The sequence below is a fragment of the Corynebacterium comes genome, assembly GCF_009734405.1.
In the GTDB taxonomy this organism is placed as follows: domain Bacteria; phylum Actinomycetota; class Actinomycetes; order Mycobacteriales; family Mycobacteriaceae; genus Corynebacterium; species Corynebacterium comes.
In genome coordinates this window covers 176,732-192,614 of record NZ_CP046453.1, presented here as the reverse complement: position 1 = coordinate 192,614, position 15,883 = coordinate 176,732, and the positions used below count along the sequence as shown (strand labels likewise).

At 68.3% G+C, this 15,883-nt stretch carries 19 protein-coding genes; 9 read left to right on the top strand and 10 right to left on the bottom strand.

Features of this window, described 5'->3' with window-relative positions; all coding sequences use genetic code 11:
* Positions 1 to 2: 2 nt before the first annotated feature.
* Positions 3 to 704: a pirin family protein gene (locus CETAM_RS00935; RefSeq protein ID WP_156226659.1), complete on the top strand. Its 702-nt coding sequence runs from the start codon at positions 3 to 5 to the stop codon at positions 702 to 704.
* Here the strand turns inward: CETAM_RS00935 and CETAM_RS00930 are convergent.
* A complete protein-coding gene (locus CETAM_RS00930) occupies positions 701 to 1,027 on the bottom strand; it encodes a YciI family protein (RefSeq protein WP_156226658.1) in 327 nt (108 codons plus the stop codon). The genes CETAM_RS00935 and CETAM_RS00930 overlap by 4 nt on opposite strands.
* A 117-nt stretch (positions 1,028 to 1,144) precedes the next feature.
* Entirely contained in the window at positions 1,145 to 2,836 is a 1,692-nt protein-coding gene (locus CETAM_RS00925; RefSeq protein ID WP_156226657.1) for a DUF885 domain-containing protein, read from the bottom strand.
* Positions 2,837 to 2,907: 71 nt separating this feature from the next.
* Between CETAM_RS00925 and CETAM_RS00920 the strand changes: the two genes are divergently transcribed.
* The 3 genes from CETAM_RS00920 to CETAM_RS00910 all read left to right on the top strand — a co-directional run bounded on the left by CETAM_RS00920 (position 2,908) and on the right by CETAM_RS00910 (position 6,140).
* The gene (locus tag CETAM_RS00920) at positions 2,908 to 3,669 is read left to right on the top strand and encodes an NAD-dependent deacylase (protein WP_156226656.1); all 762 of its coding nucleotides are present in this window, start codon (positions 2,908 to 2,910) and stop codon (positions 3,667 to 3,669) included.
* Positions 3,670 to 3,715: 46 nt separating this feature from the next.
* The gene (locus CETAM_RS00915; RefSeq protein WP_156226655.1) at positions 3,716 to 5,011 is read left to right on the top strand and encodes an MFS transporter; all 1,296 of its coding nucleotides are present in this window, start codon (positions 3,716 to 3,718) and stop codon (positions 5,009 to 5,011) included.
* 61 nt (positions 5,012 to 5,072) lie between these two features.
* Positions 5,073 to 6,140 carry an ROK family protein gene (locus CETAM_RS00910; protein WP_156226654.1) on the top strand — a complete coding sequence of 356 codons (1,068 nt, stop codon included), beginning with the start codon at positions 5,073 to 5,075 and terminating at the stop codon, positions 6,138 to 6,140.
* On the opposite strand, the gene CETAM_RS00905 is transcribed toward CETAM_RS00910, so the two are convergent.
* Complete coding sequence (locus CETAM_RS00905; protein WP_156226653.1) at positions 6,120 to 7,604, bottom strand: FAD-dependent monooxygenase; 1,485 nt, start codon at positions 7,602 to 7,604, stop codon at positions 6,120 to 6,122. The two genes, CETAM_RS00910 and CETAM_RS00905, sit on opposite strands and share 21 nt — an antisense overlap.
* A 196-nt stretch (positions 7,605 to 7,800) precedes the next feature.
* Between CETAM_RS00905 and panB the strand changes: the two genes are divergently transcribed.
* Positions 7,801 to 8,610 (top strand): 3-methyl-2-oxobutanoate hydroxymethyltransferase, encoded by an 810-nt coding sequence (gene panB / locus CETAM_RS00900; protein WP_156226652.1) that lies wholly within the window; start codon positions 7,801 to 7,803, stop codon positions 8,608 to 8,610.
* A gap of 2 nt (positions 8,611 to 8,612) precedes the next feature.
* Positions 8,613 to 9,458, top strand: a complete 846-nt coding sequence (gene panC / locus CETAM_RS00895; RefSeq protein WP_231587679.1) for a pantoate--beta-alanine ligase — start codon at positions 8,613 to 8,615, stop codon at positions 9,456 to 9,458.
* Here the strand turns inward: panC and CETAM_RS00890 are convergent.
* The 5 genes from CETAM_RS00890 to CETAM_RS00870 form a co-directional block, all read right to left on the bottom strand.
* Positions 9,421 to 10,398: an FAD-dependent oxidoreductase gene (locus CETAM_RS00890; RefSeq protein WP_156226650.1), complete on the bottom strand. Its 978-nt coding sequence runs from the start codon at positions 10,396 to 10,398 to the stop codon at positions 9,421 to 9,423. The genes panC and CETAM_RS00890 overlap by 38 nt on opposite strands.
* A 47-nt stretch (positions 10,399 to 10,445) precedes the next feature.
* Entirely contained in the window at positions 10,446 to 10,709 is a 264-nt protein-coding gene (locus CETAM_RS00885; protein ID WP_156226649.1) for an iron-sulfur cluster repair di-iron protein, ric, read from the bottom strand.
* A 137-nt stretch (positions 10,710 to 10,846) separates the two neighbouring features.
* Positions 10,847 to 11,545, bottom strand: a complete 699-nt coding sequence (locus CETAM_RS00880) for a hypothetical protein (RefSeq protein ID WP_156226648.1) — start codon at positions 11,543 to 11,545, stop codon at positions 10,847 to 10,849.
* A 53-nt stretch (positions 11,546 to 11,598) separates the two neighbouring features.
* Entirely contained in the window at positions 11,599 to 12,114 is a 516-nt protein-coding gene (locus CETAM_RS00875; RefSeq protein WP_156226647.1) for a gamma carbonic anhydrase family protein, read from the bottom strand.
* On the bottom strand, positions 12,111 to 12,692 hold the full coding sequence (locus CETAM_RS00870) for an HAD family hydrolase (protein WP_156226646.1): 582 nt from the start codon (positions 12,690 to 12,692) through the stop codon (positions 12,111 to 12,113). The genes CETAM_RS00875 and CETAM_RS00870 overlap by 4 nt, the downstream gene beginning before the upstream one ends.
* Before the next feature lie 32 nt (positions 12,693 to 12,724).
* Here CETAM_RS00870 and CETAM_RS00865 point away from each other — a divergent pair, with 32 nt between their 5' ends.
* The 3 genes from CETAM_RS00865 (at position 12,725) to CETAM_RS00855 (ending at position 14,799) form a co-directional block, all read left to right on the top strand.
* Complete coding sequence (locus tag CETAM_RS00865) at positions 12,725 to 13,279, top strand: DNA-3-methyladenine glycosylase (RefSeq protein WP_156226645.1); 555 nt, start codon at positions 12,725 to 12,727, stop codon at positions 13,277 to 13,279.
* A 166-nt stretch (positions 13,280 to 13,445) separates the two neighbouring features.
* A complete protein-coding gene (locus tag CETAM_RS00860; RefSeq protein ID WP_156226644.1) occupies positions 13,446 to 14,198 on the top strand; it encodes an SDR family NAD(P)-dependent oxidoreductase in 753 nt (250 codons plus the stop codon).
* Between the two features lie 94 nt (positions 14,199 to 14,292).
* Positions 14,293 to 14,799, top strand: coding sequence for a GNAT family N-acetyltransferase (locus CETAM_RS00855; protein ID WP_156226643.1), 507 nt, complete (start codon positions 14,293 to 14,295; stop codon positions 14,797 to 14,799).
* On the opposite strand, the gene CETAM_RS00850 is transcribed toward CETAM_RS00855, so the two are convergent.
* Together CETAM_RS00850 and CETAM_RS00845 are read right to left on the bottom strand one after the other, a co-directional pair.
* Positions 14,789 to 15,337: a hypothetical protein gene (locus CETAM_RS00850; protein WP_156226642.1), complete on the bottom strand. Its 549-nt coding sequence runs from the start codon at positions 15,335 to 15,337 to the stop codon at positions 14,789 to 14,791. The two genes, CETAM_RS00855 and CETAM_RS00850, sit on opposite strands and share 11 nt — an antisense overlap.
* Before the next feature lie 36 nt (positions 15,338 to 15,373).
* On the bottom strand, positions 15,374 to 15,757 hold the full coding sequence (locus CETAM_RS00845) for an SPW repeat domain-containing protein (protein WP_156226641.1): 384 nt from the start codon (positions 15,755 to 15,757) through the stop codon (positions 15,374 to 15,376).
* Between the last annotated feature and the right edge of the window lie 126 nt (positions 15,758 to 15,883).

Below are 15,883 nucleotides of genomic sequence, written 5' to 3'. Positions count from 1 at the left end.
TCATGTCAACCATCCGTGTGATCCGTTCCGCCGAGCGAGACATCTGGCGCGACTCCGCGCTCATCTCCCGGCAGTCCTTCCCCGCCACCGGGAACTTCGACCTGGCCGCCAACGCCTTCGGCCTGCTCCTGGTCCACAATGACGACGTCGTAGCACCCGGCGAGGGCTTCGACATGCACCAGCACGACAACGTCGAGATCGTCACGTGGATCGTCGACGGTCGGCTGCGCCACCGCGACAGTGGCTCAGGCGACGCCACCGAACTCGGGGCAGGGTCGGCCCAGCACATCAGCGCGGGCTCCGGGGTGCGGCACTCGGAGGTCAACGCCGCCGGCTACACCAGCCGGAGCCATGTCCGGGTGGTGCAGTCCTGGCTGCCCGCGGACACCCGGGACACCGCCCCCTTCCACTCCTCCCATGACTTCAACGCGGCCCTCGCCGGGGGCGGGCTGGTCCCGGTCGCGGGGCCGGACTCACCCCTCCCGTTGGGCACCGGGGGAGCCGCCCTCTACGCGGCGCGGCTCACCTCGGAGGTGACCGTCCCGGCGGGCGCCTTCATACATCTCTACGTGATCCGCGGACACGTCGCCGTGGCAGGAGAGCACCTCGGGGAGGGCGACACTCTGCGAGCCACCGACGCAGGCCCACTCACCGTCGTCGGCGAGGGCGAGATTCTGGTGTGGGTGATGGAGCGGGGTAACTAGCCCTCGAACTGACGCACCTCGATCGGCTGACCACACGCGGCGGACGCCTCGCGGGCGAGGTCCTCCGCCGCCGCCCGGTCGGCCACATCGATGATCCAGAAGCCGCCCAGCTGCGCCCCCTCGTGGGCCGGCCCCTCGGAACGGCTGTCGGCAGTGACCACGACGGCGTCGGGAAGCAGGGCATTGACGTGGACGAGGACGCCGTCGGAAAGCAGCCGCTCATTGAAGGCGCCGACGGCTTCGAACGCGGCCTTCATGTCATCCTCGGACGCGTAGGGAGCGGTGCCCGGGACGTGATGGACGGAGAGCATGAAGTTGGTCATGCGGCGATTCTACGGCTGACCCGGGATCAACGTCCCGGGGTGGACGATGGGGACTGTCATGCGCATCGCACAGCTGGAGAAGCTGGGCATATCCGGACGACAGCGCGCCCCCGGCGCCTAGTCCAGGATCTGCTCCCGCAGGATGGACATGGGGATGGAACCCAGGGAGAGGGCCTCGCGGTGGAACTCAGGGACGGTCATGCCCTGTGCGACGGCGTCGGCACGCGTCTGCTCCCACAGTCGCTGACCCAGCGCGTAGGACGGGGCCTGGCCGGGCCAACCGAGGTAGCGGTTGAGTTCGAAACGTAGGTTGGCCTCGTCCATGGCGGTGTTCTCCCGCAGGAAGGCCTTGGCGTAGGTGGCGTCCCACACCATCGTGCCCTCCGGAACCTTCTTGCGCAGGTGGACGCCGATGTCCAGGACGACGCGGGCGGCGCGGAGCCGCTGGGCGTCGAGAAGCCCCATGCGGGTGCCGGGATCCTCGTGGTAACCGAGTTCCGCCATGAGCTGCTCGGCGTAGAGCGCCCAGCCCTCGCCGTGGCCGGAGTTCCAGCACGCGACGCGACGCCACAGGTTGAGGTTGTCACGCTCGACGAGCGTCTGGCCGATCTGCAGGTGATGGCCCGGTACGCCCTCGTGGAAGACGGTGGACAGCTCCTGCCACGTATGGAAGGTCTCCTGACCTTCCGGAACGGACCACCACATGCGGCCCGGGCGGGAGAAGTCGTCGCTCGGCGGGGTGTAGAAGATGCCGCCGGTGCCGGCCGGGTCGATCTTCGCCTCGATGGTGCGGACCGGCCCGGGGATGTCGAAGGCGGTGCCGTGGAGGTCGGCGATGGCGTCGTCGGCGGTCCGCTGCATCCACTCCAGGAGCTCATCCTTGCCGCGCAGGGTGTAGCGGGGCTCCTCATTGAGCTTCCGGTACGCCTGCCGCACGTCATCACTGCCGTAGAGCGAGCGGGCGATGGCCTGCTGCTCCGCGTCGATCTCGCGGAGGCGCTCCAGGCCCCAGAGGTAGGCCTCGTCCAGGTTGACGGAGTCTCCGACGAACAGGTGGGAGAAACGCTGGTAGCGCTCGCGGCCCACGGCGTCCTCGCGCGGGGCGTGGGTGGCCAGCTGCTCGGAGAGCCAGTCGGCCATCTCGGCGAAGGCCGCCTTCGCGGTATCGATCTCGGGGGTGTCCTTGTCCACGCCGAGGTTCTCCAGCAGCGAGGGTGACTCAACCAGGTCCTGGCACTGCGAGTACACCTCGTCGATCTGGCGGACCGGGGCGACGTGGCCGTGGCCGGCGGCCTCGGAGAGTGACTCACGGTAGCCCGCCAGCGCTGCCGGCACCTTCGACAGCCGCGAACGGATGGCGTCGATCTGTTCCGCGGTGTCCGTGGGCATGATGAGGAGCGTGTCCCTGATCGTCTGCACGGGGGAGGCGATGTTGTTGAGCATGGCCAGGTCCTCACCGTGGTGGTGCAGGTCCAGGTCCAGGCAGAGGCGGTCACGCAGGACGGCGGCGGTGACGCGGTCGACCTCGTCGAAGTCGTCCTCGTCGTCGGAATCATCGGTGCCGTCGTCGAAGGCGTCGACGTCGGCGATCATCTCGCGGGTACGGTCGGCGACAGCCTCCCAGTAGGCCGGGGAGAAGTCCTGCAGTTCACCGTCATAACCGGGGATTCCCCAGGCGGTGGCGTCGGTCGGAGACAATGCCGCCAGGTCATGGACGAATCCCTCACAGGACGCGTCGAGCAGCGATGGTGAGCGCTCGGCGGTGTCGATGGTGTAGGGAGTCGAATTCACGGCGATTTCGGAACTCATGGCTCGTCAGTGTAGCGGGGGTGATGCCACTAGTCCCATTTTCGACGGGGAGCACAGGTAGCGTGTGCCTCATGAGGACCGACCAGTTCGCCGATGCCCTCTCACTTGTCCGTGACGCCGGGCGCGTGGAGATCTTCACCGGGGCGGGCATGTCCGCCGAATCCGGACTCGATACCTTCCGCGATGCCCGGACCGGCCTGTGGACGAAAGTCGATCCGGTGGCGTTCGCCTCCGTGGACTCCTGGGCCCGCGACCCCGAACCCATGTGGGCCTGGTACCTGTGGCGCGCAAGCGTGTGCCGGGGGGCGTCTCCCAATGCCGGGCACCGTGCCATCGCCGAATGGGCCGATCTGCCCGGCGTGTCCGTGGGCGTGACCACCCAGAACATCGATGATCTGCACGAACGTGGCGGAGCCCGGGACGTCGTCCATCTCCACGGCTCACTCTTCGACTACCGGTGCACCGTCTGCTCCCGCCCCTGGCGCGGCGCGGTCGACTACCCCACGGAACCGGTGGCACGACAGGCCCCTCCCGCCTGCCCCCGTTGTGACAGCATCATCCGCCCCGGGGTCGTCTGGTTCGGCGAGAATCTCCCGCAGGATGAGTGGGATCGTGCCGAGGCCCGGATGACGGCCGCCGACCTCGTGGTCATCATCGGCACCTCCGGCGTGGTCCAGCCGGCGGCCGGCCTGCCCGCCCTGGCGAAACAGTTCGGGGCGAAGCTCCTGGAGATCTCCCCGGAGGAGACGGAGCTGAGCCGTATCGCCGACGTCTCCTGGCGCAGCACCGCCGCCCGGGGCCTGCCCGAACTGGTCCTGGGTCTCACGCTCTGAGCCTCCGGGCGCAGCGCCCCTGCACCACGGGCTACCATTCCCCACCGTGAGCATCCGTGACCTCTTCGCCGACACCCGCCCGCTGCAGGTACCCGCCTACCGGCGACTGTGGACGGCGAACATCGCCACCACGATCGGCGCGCAGCTCACGGTGGTGGCGGTGCCGGCACAGATCTACTCCATCACCGGCTCCTCCGCCTACGTGGGACTCTCCGGGCTCTTCGGCCTGGTGCCGCTCGTGGTCTTCGGGTTGTACGGCGGGTCGATCGCGGACAGCTTCGACAAGCGGAAGGTGCTCATCGTCTCCACGCTGGGCATGATCCTCACGGCCCTGGCCTTCTGGGGGCTGACGGCCGCCGGCAACACGAACGTCTGGTGGCTGCTGCTGACGTTCTCGCTGCAGCAGGCCTTCTTCGCCGTGAATCAGCCGACACGGACGGCGGTGTTCCGGTCGATCCTGCCCCTGGAGCAGCTGCCGGCGGGCGCCGGCCTGAACATGATGCTCATGCAGGCAGGGGCGATCGTCGGCCCGCTGACAGCCGGCGCGCTCATTCCCTTCATCGGTTACTCGTGGCTGTATGCACTGGATGCGGCGCTGCTCATCCCGACTCTGGGCGCGGTGCTCGCCCTGCCCGCCCTGCCGCCGAAGGGTGCGGCCACGCGCGCCGGGTTCCGCTCGGTGGTGGACGGCCTGACCTACCTGCGCACGCAGCCGGTCCTCCTGGTGGCGATGCTGCTGGACCTGATCGCCATGACCTTCGGCATGCCGCGGGCCCTGTACCCGGAGATCGCCGCGGTGAGCTTCGGCGAGCACGGCGAGGGCGGGATGATGCTCGCGCTCCTCTATTCCTCCATGGCCCTCGGCGCGGTACTGGGTGGGCTGCTCTCCGGATGGATCTCCCGCGTGGTGCGGCAGGGCCTGGCGGTGATCGTGTGCATCCTCGTGTGGGGCGCGGCGGTGATCGTGGCGGGCGCGGCCGTCATGGTCAGCCCCGGCGCGGTGACGGTGTGGGCGTGGCTGGTCATCCTCATGCTGGTGGTCGGTGGCGCGGCGGACATGTTCTCAGCGAGCCTGCGTACCGCGATCCTCCAGCAGTCGGCGGCCGAGCACGTGCAGGGACGCATCCAGGGCGTGTACATCGTCGTGGTGGTGGGTGGCCCACGCCTGGCGGACGTCCTGCACGGCTGGGCTGCGGAACCCTTCGGCGTGGGGCTGGCGACGCTGCTGGGCGGTGTCCTGGTGATTGTGGGCACGCTCCTCTGCGCCGCGCTGGTCCCGGGCTTCACCGGCTACCTGAAGCCGGTGCCGCGGAACGTCGACGAGCAGGCACCGGAGAACTGAGCTGTCTATTTTCATAAAGAATAATTAGACAGCGCTGTCTGAATAGTTGTAGTATGCCCGCATGGCCACCGTCTTCTCCCGTCCCCGCACTCCAGCGGCGAAGTCTCTTCATCTGGTGCGGCTGAACCAGATGGTCACCCGCAGCGAGCTCGTCGAGGCGACCGGCCTGTCCCAGCCCACCATCACCCGGGCCATCACGGCCCTCATCGGCGCAGGCCTCGTGCACGAACGCACCGACCTCACCCGCTCCCAGGGCCGTGGACGTCCGACGATCCCGATCGAACTGACCAACCACCCGGCCCTCCACGCCGGCATCGCCGTGGGCACCTCGACGACCTACATCGGCCTCTTCGACACCCGCGGCCGCACCATCCGCGACGCCGACGTGCCCACGCCCGTCGCCGAGCTCACCGAGTCCGACTTCATCGAGCACGTCATGGCCGGCCTCAACCGGCTCACCGCCGGCCTGGAACGCCCGCTCGCCTCGGTGGGTGTGACCACCTCCGGCCGCGTGTCCGAGGACGGGATCGTCGACGCCCCGAACCTCGGGTGGCACGGCGTGGACTTCGTCGGCCGCCTGCGCTACCAGTTCTCCGTCCCCGTCGTCGTCGCCGCCGCGGTGCCCGCGATCCTGGGGTCGGAGATCCAGTCCGCCGACCTGCCCACCGGCACCATGGCGTTGTTCGCCGACGACTCGATCGGCGCGGCCGTCGCCGACGAGCAGGGCGTGTCCCAGATCGATCTGCCGGCCCACGCCCGCGACCTGACCACCGCCGCCGTCCTGCAGGGTCGCTGGCCCAGCATCCGGGCGGCGGCCGCCGACCCCGCGGCCCGCCCGCTTCTCGACGACCGCGCGCGACGTCTCGCGGCGCTGACCGCGGACGTGGCGAAGCAGTACGAACCGTCCACCATCGTCGTCGCCGGTTCCGCCTTCATCGATGACCCGGCCGCCCCCAAACTCTTCGCCTCCGAGGTGCGTGCCCGGCTCCCCGAGGTGCAGATGCGGCTGATCCCCACCCACCGCGAGATCGTGCGCGCGATCGCCCGCGCGGTGGCACTCGACCAGATGCTGCGCGAGCCCCTGGCGCTGTACGCGAAACCGGCCGGTTCACCCGCCGCCCGGCGCTGATCGGGCCGGTCGGGTTCCCGGGCCGAACCAGTTCCTGAGCGCGTCCCCGAGAGGTTCCTCCGCCCCGTCTTCGACCCAGGCAACGTGGCCGTCAGGGCGGACGAGGACGGCCGTGGGGGGCGCGACCTCCCCCAGGACCGGCAGTTCCCAGACACCACGGAATTCAGCGTCCACCGCGCGTACCCGATCCGCCCACGACGAGGCGTCGATGCGCCGGGGGCCGGCGAAGTCGATCAGCACGGGCCTGGCCTCGTACAGAAGGGCATAGACCCGGGTCGATCCCGCCGAGGTGACGATGTCGAGGTCCGGCATCCGCCGCCCGAGAAGCGGATGCCCTCCCCCGAGGTCGTAGGCCACATCCAGCCCGTGGATGAGCGCGCCAATCTGCGTCCGGGCGGGGGCCGTCAGCAGAAGGTCGCCGAGGATGTCATTCAGCGCAGCGGTGCGGGGGTCGCCGCGCTGGAGGGCCGTCTGCGCCATGGAGAGCCGGAGCGCCCGCGCCCCTGCCGGATGCCGCTCCGCCTGATAGGTGTCCAGCAGGGACGGTGGCGAGACGCCCTTGAGCACCTGGGCGAGCTTCCATCCCAGGTTGACGGCATCCTGGATGCCCAACCCGATCCCCTGGCCGCCGGCAGGGTAGTGGATGTGCGCCGCATCGCCGGCGAGCAGGACCCGCCCGTTCCGGTAGGCCGCAGCCTGTCGGGTGGCGTCGGTGAACCGCGAGAGCCAGGTCGGGTTGTGCACACCGAAGTCGGTTCCGTAGACCGATGCCAGCGCGTTGCTGAGATCGGTCATGGTCGGTTCGGTGGCCGGGCCGAGCTGCCTTTCCGTCGTCACGACCCGGTACGTGCGCCCGTCCGGCATCAGATGGAATGCGTGTATCCCCGACTCGTCCTGGCGGAAACCGGGCGGCGGCTCCTGCGTGACCTCGACCTCGGCGATGAGGTTGCTGCGCGTCGCCTCCCACCCGGGAAACTCGATGCCGGCCGCCTTGCGGATCACGCTGCGGCCACCGTCCGCCCCGATGAGCCAGCTCGCCCGCTTCGTGCCACCGTCCCGGAACGCGACGTCGACGCCGCCGCCGTCCTGGACGAATCCGGTCACCTCCCGCCCGCGTTCGACCCGGACGCCGAGCTGTTCGATCCAGTCCGCGAGGATCGGCTCGATGCGGCTCTGCCACAGCGCCAGCCCGTAGGGGTGCCGGGTGGGAAAGTCGCTGATGTCCACCACGGAGGTGCCGAAACGGGCGGTCTGCGCGGTCTGTCCTTCCGCGAGGAACCGCTCGGCGATCCCGCGTTGGTCGAGGATCTCGATGGTGCGCGAATGGAATCCACCCGCGCGGGACCCTGCCAGCTCTGATGTCGTGCGCCGTTCCCCGACAGTCACGTCGACGCCCGCCAACGCCAGCTCACCAGCCAGCATCATCCCCGTCGGCCCGCCACCGACCACGATCACGTCAGTCATCGTTTCGCCTTCCTCGCCCATCCCAGTTGGCCACGTCCGCGCAGCTTAAGACGCCACGGGGCGGGCGGCAAGGCCCCGCCGGGCAAAGTTCCGCATCATTTTCCGGCGTCGTCCGACTGCGGGTCCTTCCGGGACCGGGTGCCGGTGCCCCGGATAATGCCCGGCCCCCACCATCCGCGGCCTATACTCATGTCCCATGGTTTCCCGGATGCGTACCCGCCACTTCGCCCAGGCCAAGGCCGAGGGCAGGAAGATCTCCTGCCTGACCGCCTATGATGCCCCTACTGCCGCCATCTTCGACGAGGCAGGCATCGACCTGCTCCTCGTCGGAGATTCCGCCGCGAATGTCATTCTCGGCCAGGATTCGACCCTGTCGATCACCATCGAGGAGATGATGACGATGGCCACCGCCGTGGCGCGGGCCTCGCAGCGCGCTTTCGTGGTGACGGATCTCCCCTTCGGCTCCTACGAGATCTCCCCGGCTCAGGCACTGGAGACGGCTGCCCGTTTCATGAAGGAGACCGGTGTGTCCGCGGTGAAGATCGAGGGCGGCGTGGAGATCGCCCCCACGATCCGCACCCTGGTCAACGCCGGTATCCCTGTCATGGCACACATCGGTTACACCCCGCAGTCCGAGCACGCCCTCGGCGGCTACATCGTCCAGGGCCGGGGCGAGGCTGCGGCGAAGCTGCGCGAGGACGCACTCGCCGTCCAGGAGGCCGGCGCCTTCTCCGTGGTGCTGGAAATGGTGCCGGCGGGCATCGCCGGAGAGATCACGCGTGAGCTGTCCATCCCCACCGTCGGTATCGGCGCGGGGTCGGCCACAGACGGCCAGATTCTCGTGTGGACCGACGCCTTCGGTCTCACCCGTGGCCGCACCCCCCGTTTCGCCCGCCGCTACGCCGAGGTCGGCGATGTGCTTCTCGACGCCGCCCGTTCCTACCTCGCTGACGTCGAGGCCGGCACCTTCCCCAATGAGGAAGAATCCTTCAAGGACGAGAAGTGACCATCCTCGCGCGCTCGATCACGAAACTCCGCTCCGCAGTCGCCTCCCTTGAGGGCTCTGTCGGGCTGGTGCCCACCATGGGGGCCCTCCACAGCGGCCACGAACAACTGATCGCGAGGGCCGCCGAGGAGAACACCTCGGTGGTGGTGAGCATCTTCGTCAACCCGTTGCAGTTCACCGACCTCGGGGACTGCGAAGACTTCCGCAACTACCCGCGCGACCTGCGGGCCGACCTGGCCCGCCTAGAACGCCTGGGCGTCGACGTCGTCTTCGCCCCCACGGAGGCCGAGATGTACCCCGGTGGCGTGCCCCAGGTGTGGGTCCGCACCGGTGACATGGGCGAACGCCTCGAGGGCGCCTCCCGACCAGGCCACTTCGACGGGGTGACCACGGTGGTGGCCAAGCTCTTCCAGCTCATCCAGCCCGACCGCGCCTACTTCGGGGAGAAGGACGCCCAGCAGCTGGCCATCATCCAGCGCATGGTCGCCGACCTCAACTTCCCCGTGACCGTGCGCCCGGTGCCGATCATCCGCGGCGAGGACGGCCTGGCCGAGTCCTCCCGCAACCAGCACCTGACGCCGGAGGCCCGCCAGCAGGCACTGGTCCTGCCGCGCACCCTGGCGGCGTTGCGGGAACGCGCCACCGCAGGTCAGCCCCTGAAGCTGGAATCCGCGCGTGCGCAGCTGCGCACCGCCCCCGGTGTGGAGCTGGACCACCTCGAGATCGTCGACGCCGCCACGCTGCTGCCTGTCGACGAGGTCGGCGCGGGGGCACTGGCCGTGGCCGCGATCCACGTCGGCGGCACCCGGCTCATCGATAACGCGCGACTGCTTCCGCCGCTTTCCTAGCGTAGGGCCCGACCCCGGTGATCGTCGCCGAACCGGGGCCGACCCAGTCGCCGTAGCCGACCAGGTGGAGGGGCACGCCTGTGTCCAGGAGCTTCCGGAACGGGCGGATCGCCGGGCGGAAACCGGTGCACCAGATGAGGTGGTCCGCGTCGACCTCATCGAGACTGGTGAACTGCGGCGTCGGCGTGAGGCGCCCCTCGTCGCGGGCCTTCTTCACTGCGGGCAGCACGACGATGTCGCCGAGTTCCGAGTCCGCACCCGGATCCTCCTCCCCGCGCAGGATCGCCAGGGCGCGGAGGCTGTTGCGGCGGAAGAGGACGCGCCCGTCGATGTCATCGGGCATCCAGCGAGGCTCCTTGCGGGTGTACCAGGTGACGTCCGCGACGTCCACGAGCTCCGCCGCGATCTGCGCCCCCGAGTTGGCCGACCCGACCACCGCCACCTTCGTCCTCCGGAAGGGCCCGGGTCCGGGGTAGTTCGCCGAATGCCACTGGCGGCCCGCGAAGGTACCCGGGTACACCGGCACGAAGGGTGCGGACCACGTCCCCGTCGCGGCCACCACCTGCCGAGCCTGCCACTCACGGTCCCCGGCGCGCAGATGGAAGACCTCGCCGTCGTGGGTGACCGTATCCACCGTCACCGGACGGACAACCTGCAGGTCATAACGTTTTTCATAGTCGGCCAGGTAGTCCACGACGTGGCTGGCCGGCGGGAAGCCGTCATAATGCGGCATCGGCTTGCCGGGCAGGTTGGAGAACTCCGACGTGGAGAACAACGTCATCGACGGCCACACATGCAGCCAGGCTCCGCCGGGGGTGGGCTGGGCGTCCAGCAGCAGGGGCGTGATCCCGGCGCGCTGGAGGTAGTAGGCGGTGGCCAGGCCTGACTGGCCGGCCCCGACGATGATCACTTCGTGCATGTCCACGTCCGTCTCTGTCATCCGGAATCCGCCGGAGGATGAGGTCCCCCCGGCGGCTGTCACCGGCACTACGCCGCCTGCGTGAGTTCCCTGTCGGCGTGCTCCAGGGCATTATAGGTCGCCTCGAAGGCCTCGCACACGTCGTCGGGAACGGCGTAACTGCCGGTCACGGCCCGCAGCTCCCCGAAGAGCTCGGCGCTTCGCGCGGTGTCTGCACGCACAAGCTCCTCGGCGATCTCACGGACGCGGGTCATCTCCGGGTGGTGGGCGCCGTGCACGCGCTCGACGATGGGGGCGAGCTTGACGGCCCTGGCCAGGTGCGGGTTGGTCATGGGAGGGGTTCCTTTCGCTGGTTTTTCTGCTGATGAGTTCAGCGTATGACCCGCCCGCAGATATGTCCTTGACCTGGATCAAAGATCGGAGTGCATCGGGCCGAAGGCGTGCGTGGGCGCTGCCACGGCGAGTGGCTTCATGATGTCCTCTCCCCTGCCTCCCGGCGAAAAACCACGGCCATGAGCGGCCCCGCAACGATCAGCGTCAGCCAGACGAGGGTGATCACCGCTATCTCGAAGGTGTCACCCCGGTCCATCCCCCGCGCCACCGATACCACCCCCAGCGCCACCAGGACAGCCACGAAACTCAGCGGCAGCAACCAGCGCAACGCCCTCTCCGCCCTGCCTCCACCCACGAACACGGGCGCGAGCGAGAGCAGGGCGATGCTCATCAGGATGTACCCGAGCTCCTCCAGAGCGATGAACACACCGTTGGGGTTGTACTGGGTGAGCAGCGCCCAACCGTCCAGCTGGTTCTTCTCCAGATTCAGCTGCATCACGGTGAACTGGAGGAAGTAGTTGCTGAGCAGCACCGTCGCGGACATGATCGCCACGGACAGGCCGACCAGGCTGAAGACCCGGCGGTGCGGCGGCGCGTGCTCATGCACCGCCGCGATCAGGGTCACGAAGGACAGCATCAACAGCATCGCAGGAATCATCCACAGGTAGTCCCCCGGCCACTGGGCGGCGATGGTCTCGGTGGCGAAAGGATAGGGCTCTTTGTCGGGCAGGGCCATCAACGCCAACCCGAAGGTGAGCACGGTCAGGACGGTGGTCGTCACGGCGGCGATGACGCCGAACCGCGGGGTGGCTGAGGACTGCGGGTCGCCGGACATGCCGAACCTGCCTTCGTCGGGATGGGCTCCTGGTGCCTCCAGACTAACGCCGGCTACTCCCCCAGCGCAGCGTTGTGGCGCTTCGAAAGCTCCACGTAACGCCCCGCGTGCGGGATGAAACCGGCGGACTGCTCCTCACTGAGTTCGCGCCTGATCTTCGCCGGAACGCCGGCGGCCAGGGCACGGTCGGGGATCTCCATGTCCTCGAGGACCACGGCACCGGCCGCGATGAGCGCGCCCTCGCCGATGACGCTGCGCGAGAGCAGCGTCGACTTCATTCCCACCAGCGTGCCGTTGCCCACCGTCGTCCCGTGGACCAGCGCCATGTGGCCGACGGTGACGTCGTCGCCGAGGATGCAGGGCGCGTTCCCGTCCACGTGCAGGACGGAATTGTCCTGGATGTTGGTGCGGGCGCCGATGCGGATGGCGTTGACGTCGGCACGCAGGACGCAGCCGTAGAAGACGGAGGAATCCGGGCCGATCTCCACGTCGCCGATGATGACGGCCGTCGGCGCGATCCAGGCGGTGGGATGGATCCTGGGGGTCTTTCCCTCGAACTCGATGATCATGTCAGAGCCTCCTTGACGGATTCAGGGCCGGTGAAGAGTACGGCCCGCAGGCCGGACTCCTCCGCGGCCTTCACGTTGACCGGGTCGGCGTCGAAGAACACCGTCTCCTTCGCGTGCGCACCCATGGCGTCCAGCGCGACGGCGAAGGCGCGGGGGTCCGGTTTGATCAGGCCGATGTCGCACGACATCGTCACCGCGTCGAATTTCTGGAGCCACCCGTGTTCCGCACGGGCGCGTCTGGCCAGGCCTGCGGGGACGTTGGAGAGGATGCCGCAGCGGACGCGGTCGTCGATGAGCGAGAGAACGAGATCGACCATCTCCCGGTCCTCCGCCATGGAGGAGGACCAGTCCGCCTCCACCGCCTCTGCGATGTCGAAAGGCTCCAGGCCTGCACGAACCTGCAGCTGACGCCAGAAACGTTCGTCACCGACCTCGCCGGAATCGTAGGCCGGCCGCAGGTCCTCATAGACGGGCCAGATGCCGGCGTCGCCCCCGACGGCAAACTCCACGCGGCGCCGACCGGCGTCGGTCCGCTCCTTCAGCAACACCCCGAAGAGATCAAACAACAGAGCACTCATACATTCACTCTACGTAAATACACTGGGGCGGCATGATCGATTTCACGGCACCGGCAGACCACGTGGCACCCCGACTCCTCGGCAGCGTGGTGACGATGCGCGGCGTCTCCGTCCGACTGACCGAGGTCGAGGCCTACCTCGGAGCGGAGGACGAGGCCGCCCACACCTTCCGCGGCCGGACCCCACGCAATGCCGCGATGTTCGGACCCCCCGGGCGGCTCTACGTCTACCTCTCCTACGGCATCCACATGGCCGGAAACATCGTGTGCGCGCCGGAAGGCACCGGCCAGGGGTGCCTCATGCGGGCCGGTGAAGTGGTTGCGGGTCTGGAACTGGCGAGGGAACGACGCGGCGACGTGCCCGCCGAAAAGCTGGCCTCCGGACCCGGGAACCTGGGCAGGGCACTGGGGCTGTCCCTGGCGGACAACGGCGTGCCAGTGCCACTGAAGCTTCCCGACGTCGTGCCGGAGTTCGTGCGCGGACCGCGGGTGGGGATCTCGAAGAACGTGGACGCTCCCCTACGGTTCTGGATCCCCGGCGACCGGACTGTGTCGGCGCGGCGGGGGCCCGCCGCCCGACGACGCTGAATGTCCCTTCACCCGGCGAGTGTGCCGATCCGGAACACCTCCCATTCCCGGGGTGCGGGCAAAATGAGATGAGCGTGAGATAGTGGCCTGAGACACTCCCCTCCTATTGGGATGACGCAGCACACACGCGAAATCCGCAGCCCCGCGCATGAGAGAAGGAACGCACATGTCAACTGACTTCGACGGCAAGGTCGCACTCGTATCCGGAGCAGGTTCAGGCATCGGCGCCGAGACCGCCAAGATCCTGGCCGCCCGCGGCGCATCGGTCATCCTGACCGACGTCAACCTCGAGGCCGCCCAGAAGATCGCCGAGGAAATCACTCAGGCCGGTGGCGAGGCCACCGCCTTCAAGGCCAACGTCGCCAACCCCGAGGACGCCAAGGCATCCGTCGCCTTCGCCAAGGAGACCTACGGCGCCCTGCACCTGGCCTTCAACAACGCCGGCATCGTCGGCGCGGAGAAGCACGTCGCCGACCTCGAGATCGAGGACTGGCAGAAGGTCATGGACATCAACCTCAACGGCGTCTTCTACGGCCTGAAGTACCAGATCCCCGAGATCCTGGCCTCGGGCGGCGGCGCGATCGTCAACACCTCATCCATCGCCGGTTTCATCGCCGTGGAGAACCTGTCCCACTACACCGCCTCCAAGCACGCGGTGGCCGGCCTGACCAAGACCGCCGCACTGGAGTACGGCAAGCAGGGCATCCGCATCAACTCCGTGCACCCGGGCTACATCATGACCCCGCTCATCGCACAGTGGACCGACGTGGCACTGGCCCCGCTGGAGGCACTCCACCCGATCGGACGCCTGGGTCAGCCCGAGGAGATCGCCGAGGTCGTGGCCTTCCTGCTCTCCGACAAGGCCTCCTTCGTCAGCGGTTCCCAGATCGTGGCCGACGGCGGCTTCCTCTCCGTCTGATCCTTGACGCGCGGATCGACGGGAACGGGCGCTTTCCGTGTGGCTCCCCCGCCTGCACCCTGTGGGGTGGGGGTGTGCCACGTAGGATGCAGTCATGTATTCCCTGACAATTCGCCGCGAGGCCGAGGCCGACATCCCCGCGATCCGCGACCTGACCTCCCGCGCATTCGTCGACAAGCCCTATTCCAGGCAACGCGAGGCGCAGATCGTTGAGTCGCTTCGCGACGCCGACGTGCTCACCCTCTCCTTCATCGTGGTGAAGGGGCCGTATGTGGCCGGCCACGTCGCCGCCGCCCCCGTTGAGATCAGCGACGGCACCCCGAACTGGTACTTCGTGGGCCCCATCAGTGTCGCCCCCGAGCACCAGGGAGAAGGCGTCGGCTCCCTGCTCATGGAGCGCGCCCTGGAGGAACTGCGCAAGCTCGGCGCGGGCGGCGCAGTCGCCCTCGGGGACCCGAACTACTACGGCCGTTTCGGGCTGGTCAACGTCCCCGATCTGGTGTACCCGGACTACGATCCGCAGTACTTCATGGCGCTCCCCCTCGCCGACGACACCACCCCCACCGGCGAGGTCAGATTCCCCTTCGGCTTCAGGTCCTGAGGGCGATTTCCCGGTTGCCGTACTCGTAGCGGCGCCTCTCCCCCGCCTGGTAGACACGCCCCGGCGCGTCGGGGCGCAGGGTTCCCGCCGGGCCCGCCTGCATTTTCACCTCGATGACCACCGGCGATGCGCAGTGGATGAGCAGTTCCTGCCCGGAATCCAGTCGGAAGCGCAGCCCCGAGTCGCGCCACCATTCCCACTCGATCGATTCCTCGAGCCTGTTGATCTGCGCGATCCGGTCCTGGATCCGCGTGATCTCCACGATCCGTCCGGCGAGCTCGTAGGCGTCCCCGCCCGGGTCGATGCCCGTGAGCGGGTGAACGGTGAGCACGGATTCAACGCGCTCGCCGTCGGGGAAGTCGATGACCTGCTCCACGAACTCGATGGTGATCCAGCCCTGTTCGAACTGCAGCCACACGCCGAAGGCCCCGATGCCCTCATCCAGTTCCAGGTCTGTGCCGTAGGCGAGGAGCCGCCGGCCGACGAGATCGCCCAGCCGGGCGAGGCCCTCGGGCGCCAGGAAGGTTTCGGTGGTCATCTCAAGCCCCTTCGTAGATCGGATTCCCCTGCCAGCCTACGGACGCCCCGACCGGATGATGCCCACTGCCGCGAAGACCATCAACGCGACACCGGCGATCCATGCGGTCCATGCCGCACCGGCGTGAGTGGAAAAGCCGCCCAGCCACGGTGTCGCGCAGAGCACTGCGCCGACGGCGATCATGGCCTTCTCGGAATCCCGGGAGGACGAGGTCACCAGCGCCCAGACGGCAACCAGGAACCCGATGACGCCGAGCGGAACGAACCAGCTGACGAGCTCAGCCGTGGTCCACAACGGGGTCAGCACAACAACCATGGCGATGACCAGGTTGATCTGGTCGTGCCATGGGCGGGTGGCCGGATCGCCGGCCCTGATGGCCAGGGCATCGTGGGTGGTGCGGGAAACAGTCTGGACGGTCAATAGATTCGTGTTCCTTTCAGAGTGAACGTTGAATATCAAAAGGAACCCACCCCAGGCAGGTTCCCATTTTCAGGCCCTATAATTAGCCCCCGATAAATAGTATCACCATATCTCTCCGGCGCAACT

Excerpts from the sequence above, each read along its gene's own strand:
- CETAM_RS00935 (WP_156226659.1), top strand. The coding sequence starts at position 3 with ATGTCAACCATCCGTGTGATCCGTTCCGCCGAGCGAGACATCTGGCGC.
- CETAM_RS00930 (WP_156226658.1), bottom strand. The coding sequence starts at position 1,027 with ATGACCAACTTCATGCTCTCCGTCCATCACGTCCCGGGCACCGCTCCC.
- CETAM_RS00925 (WP_156226657.1), bottom strand. The coding sequence starts at position 2,836 with ATGAGTTCCGAAATCGCCGTGAATTCGACTCCCTACACCATCGACACC.
- CETAM_RS00920 (WP_156226656.1), top strand. The coding sequence starts at position 2,908 with ATGAGGACCGACCAGTTCGCCGATGCCCTCTCACTTGTCCGTGACGCC.
- CETAM_RS00910 (WP_156226654.1), top strand. The coding sequence starts at position 5,073 with ATGGCCACCGTCTTCTCCCGTCCCCGCACTCCAGCGGCGAAGTCTCTT.
- CETAM_RS00905 (WP_156226653.1), bottom strand. The coding sequence starts at position 7,604 with ATGACTGACGTGATCGTGGTCGGTGGCGGGCCGACGGGGATGATGCTG.
- panB (WP_156226652.1), top strand. The coding sequence starts at position 7,801 with ATGGTTTCCCGGATGCGTACCCGCCACTTCGCCCAGGCCAAGGCCGAG.
- CETAM_RS00890 (WP_156226650.1), bottom strand. The coding sequence starts at position 10,398 with ATGACAGAGACGGACGTGGACATGCACGAAGTGATCATCGTCGGGGCC.
- CETAM_RS00885 (WP_156226649.1), bottom strand. The coding sequence starts at position 10,709 with ATGACCAACCCGCACCTGGCCAGGGCCGTCAAGCTCGCCCCCATCGTC.
- CETAM_RS00880 (WP_156226648.1), bottom strand. The coding sequence starts at position 11,545 with ATGTCCGGCGACCCGCAGTCCTCAGCCACCCCGCGGTTCGGCGTCATC.
- CETAM_RS00875 (WP_156226647.1), bottom strand. The coding sequence starts at position 12,114 with ATGATCATCGAGTTCGAGGGAAAGACCCCCAGGATCCATCCCACCGCC.
- CETAM_RS00870 (WP_156226646.1), bottom strand. The coding sequence starts at position 12,692 with ATGAGTGCTCTGTTGTTTGATCTCTTCGGGGTGTTGCTGAAGGAGCGG.
- CETAM_RS00865 (WP_156226645.1), top strand. The coding sequence starts at position 12,725 with ATGATCGATTTCACGGCACCGGCAGACCACGTGGCACCCCGACTCCTC.
- CETAM_RS00860 (WP_156226644.1), top strand. The coding sequence starts at position 13,446 with ATGTCAACTGACTTCGACGGCAAGGTCGCACTCGTATCCGGAGCAGGT.
- CETAM_RS00855 (WP_156226643.1), top strand. The coding sequence starts at position 14,293 with ATGTATTCCCTGACAATTCGCCGCGAGGCCGAGGCCGACATCCCCGCG.
- CETAM_RS00850 (WP_156226642.1), bottom strand. The coding sequence starts at position 15,337 with ATGACCACCGAAACCTTCCTGGCGCCCGAGGGCCTCGCCCGGCTGGGC.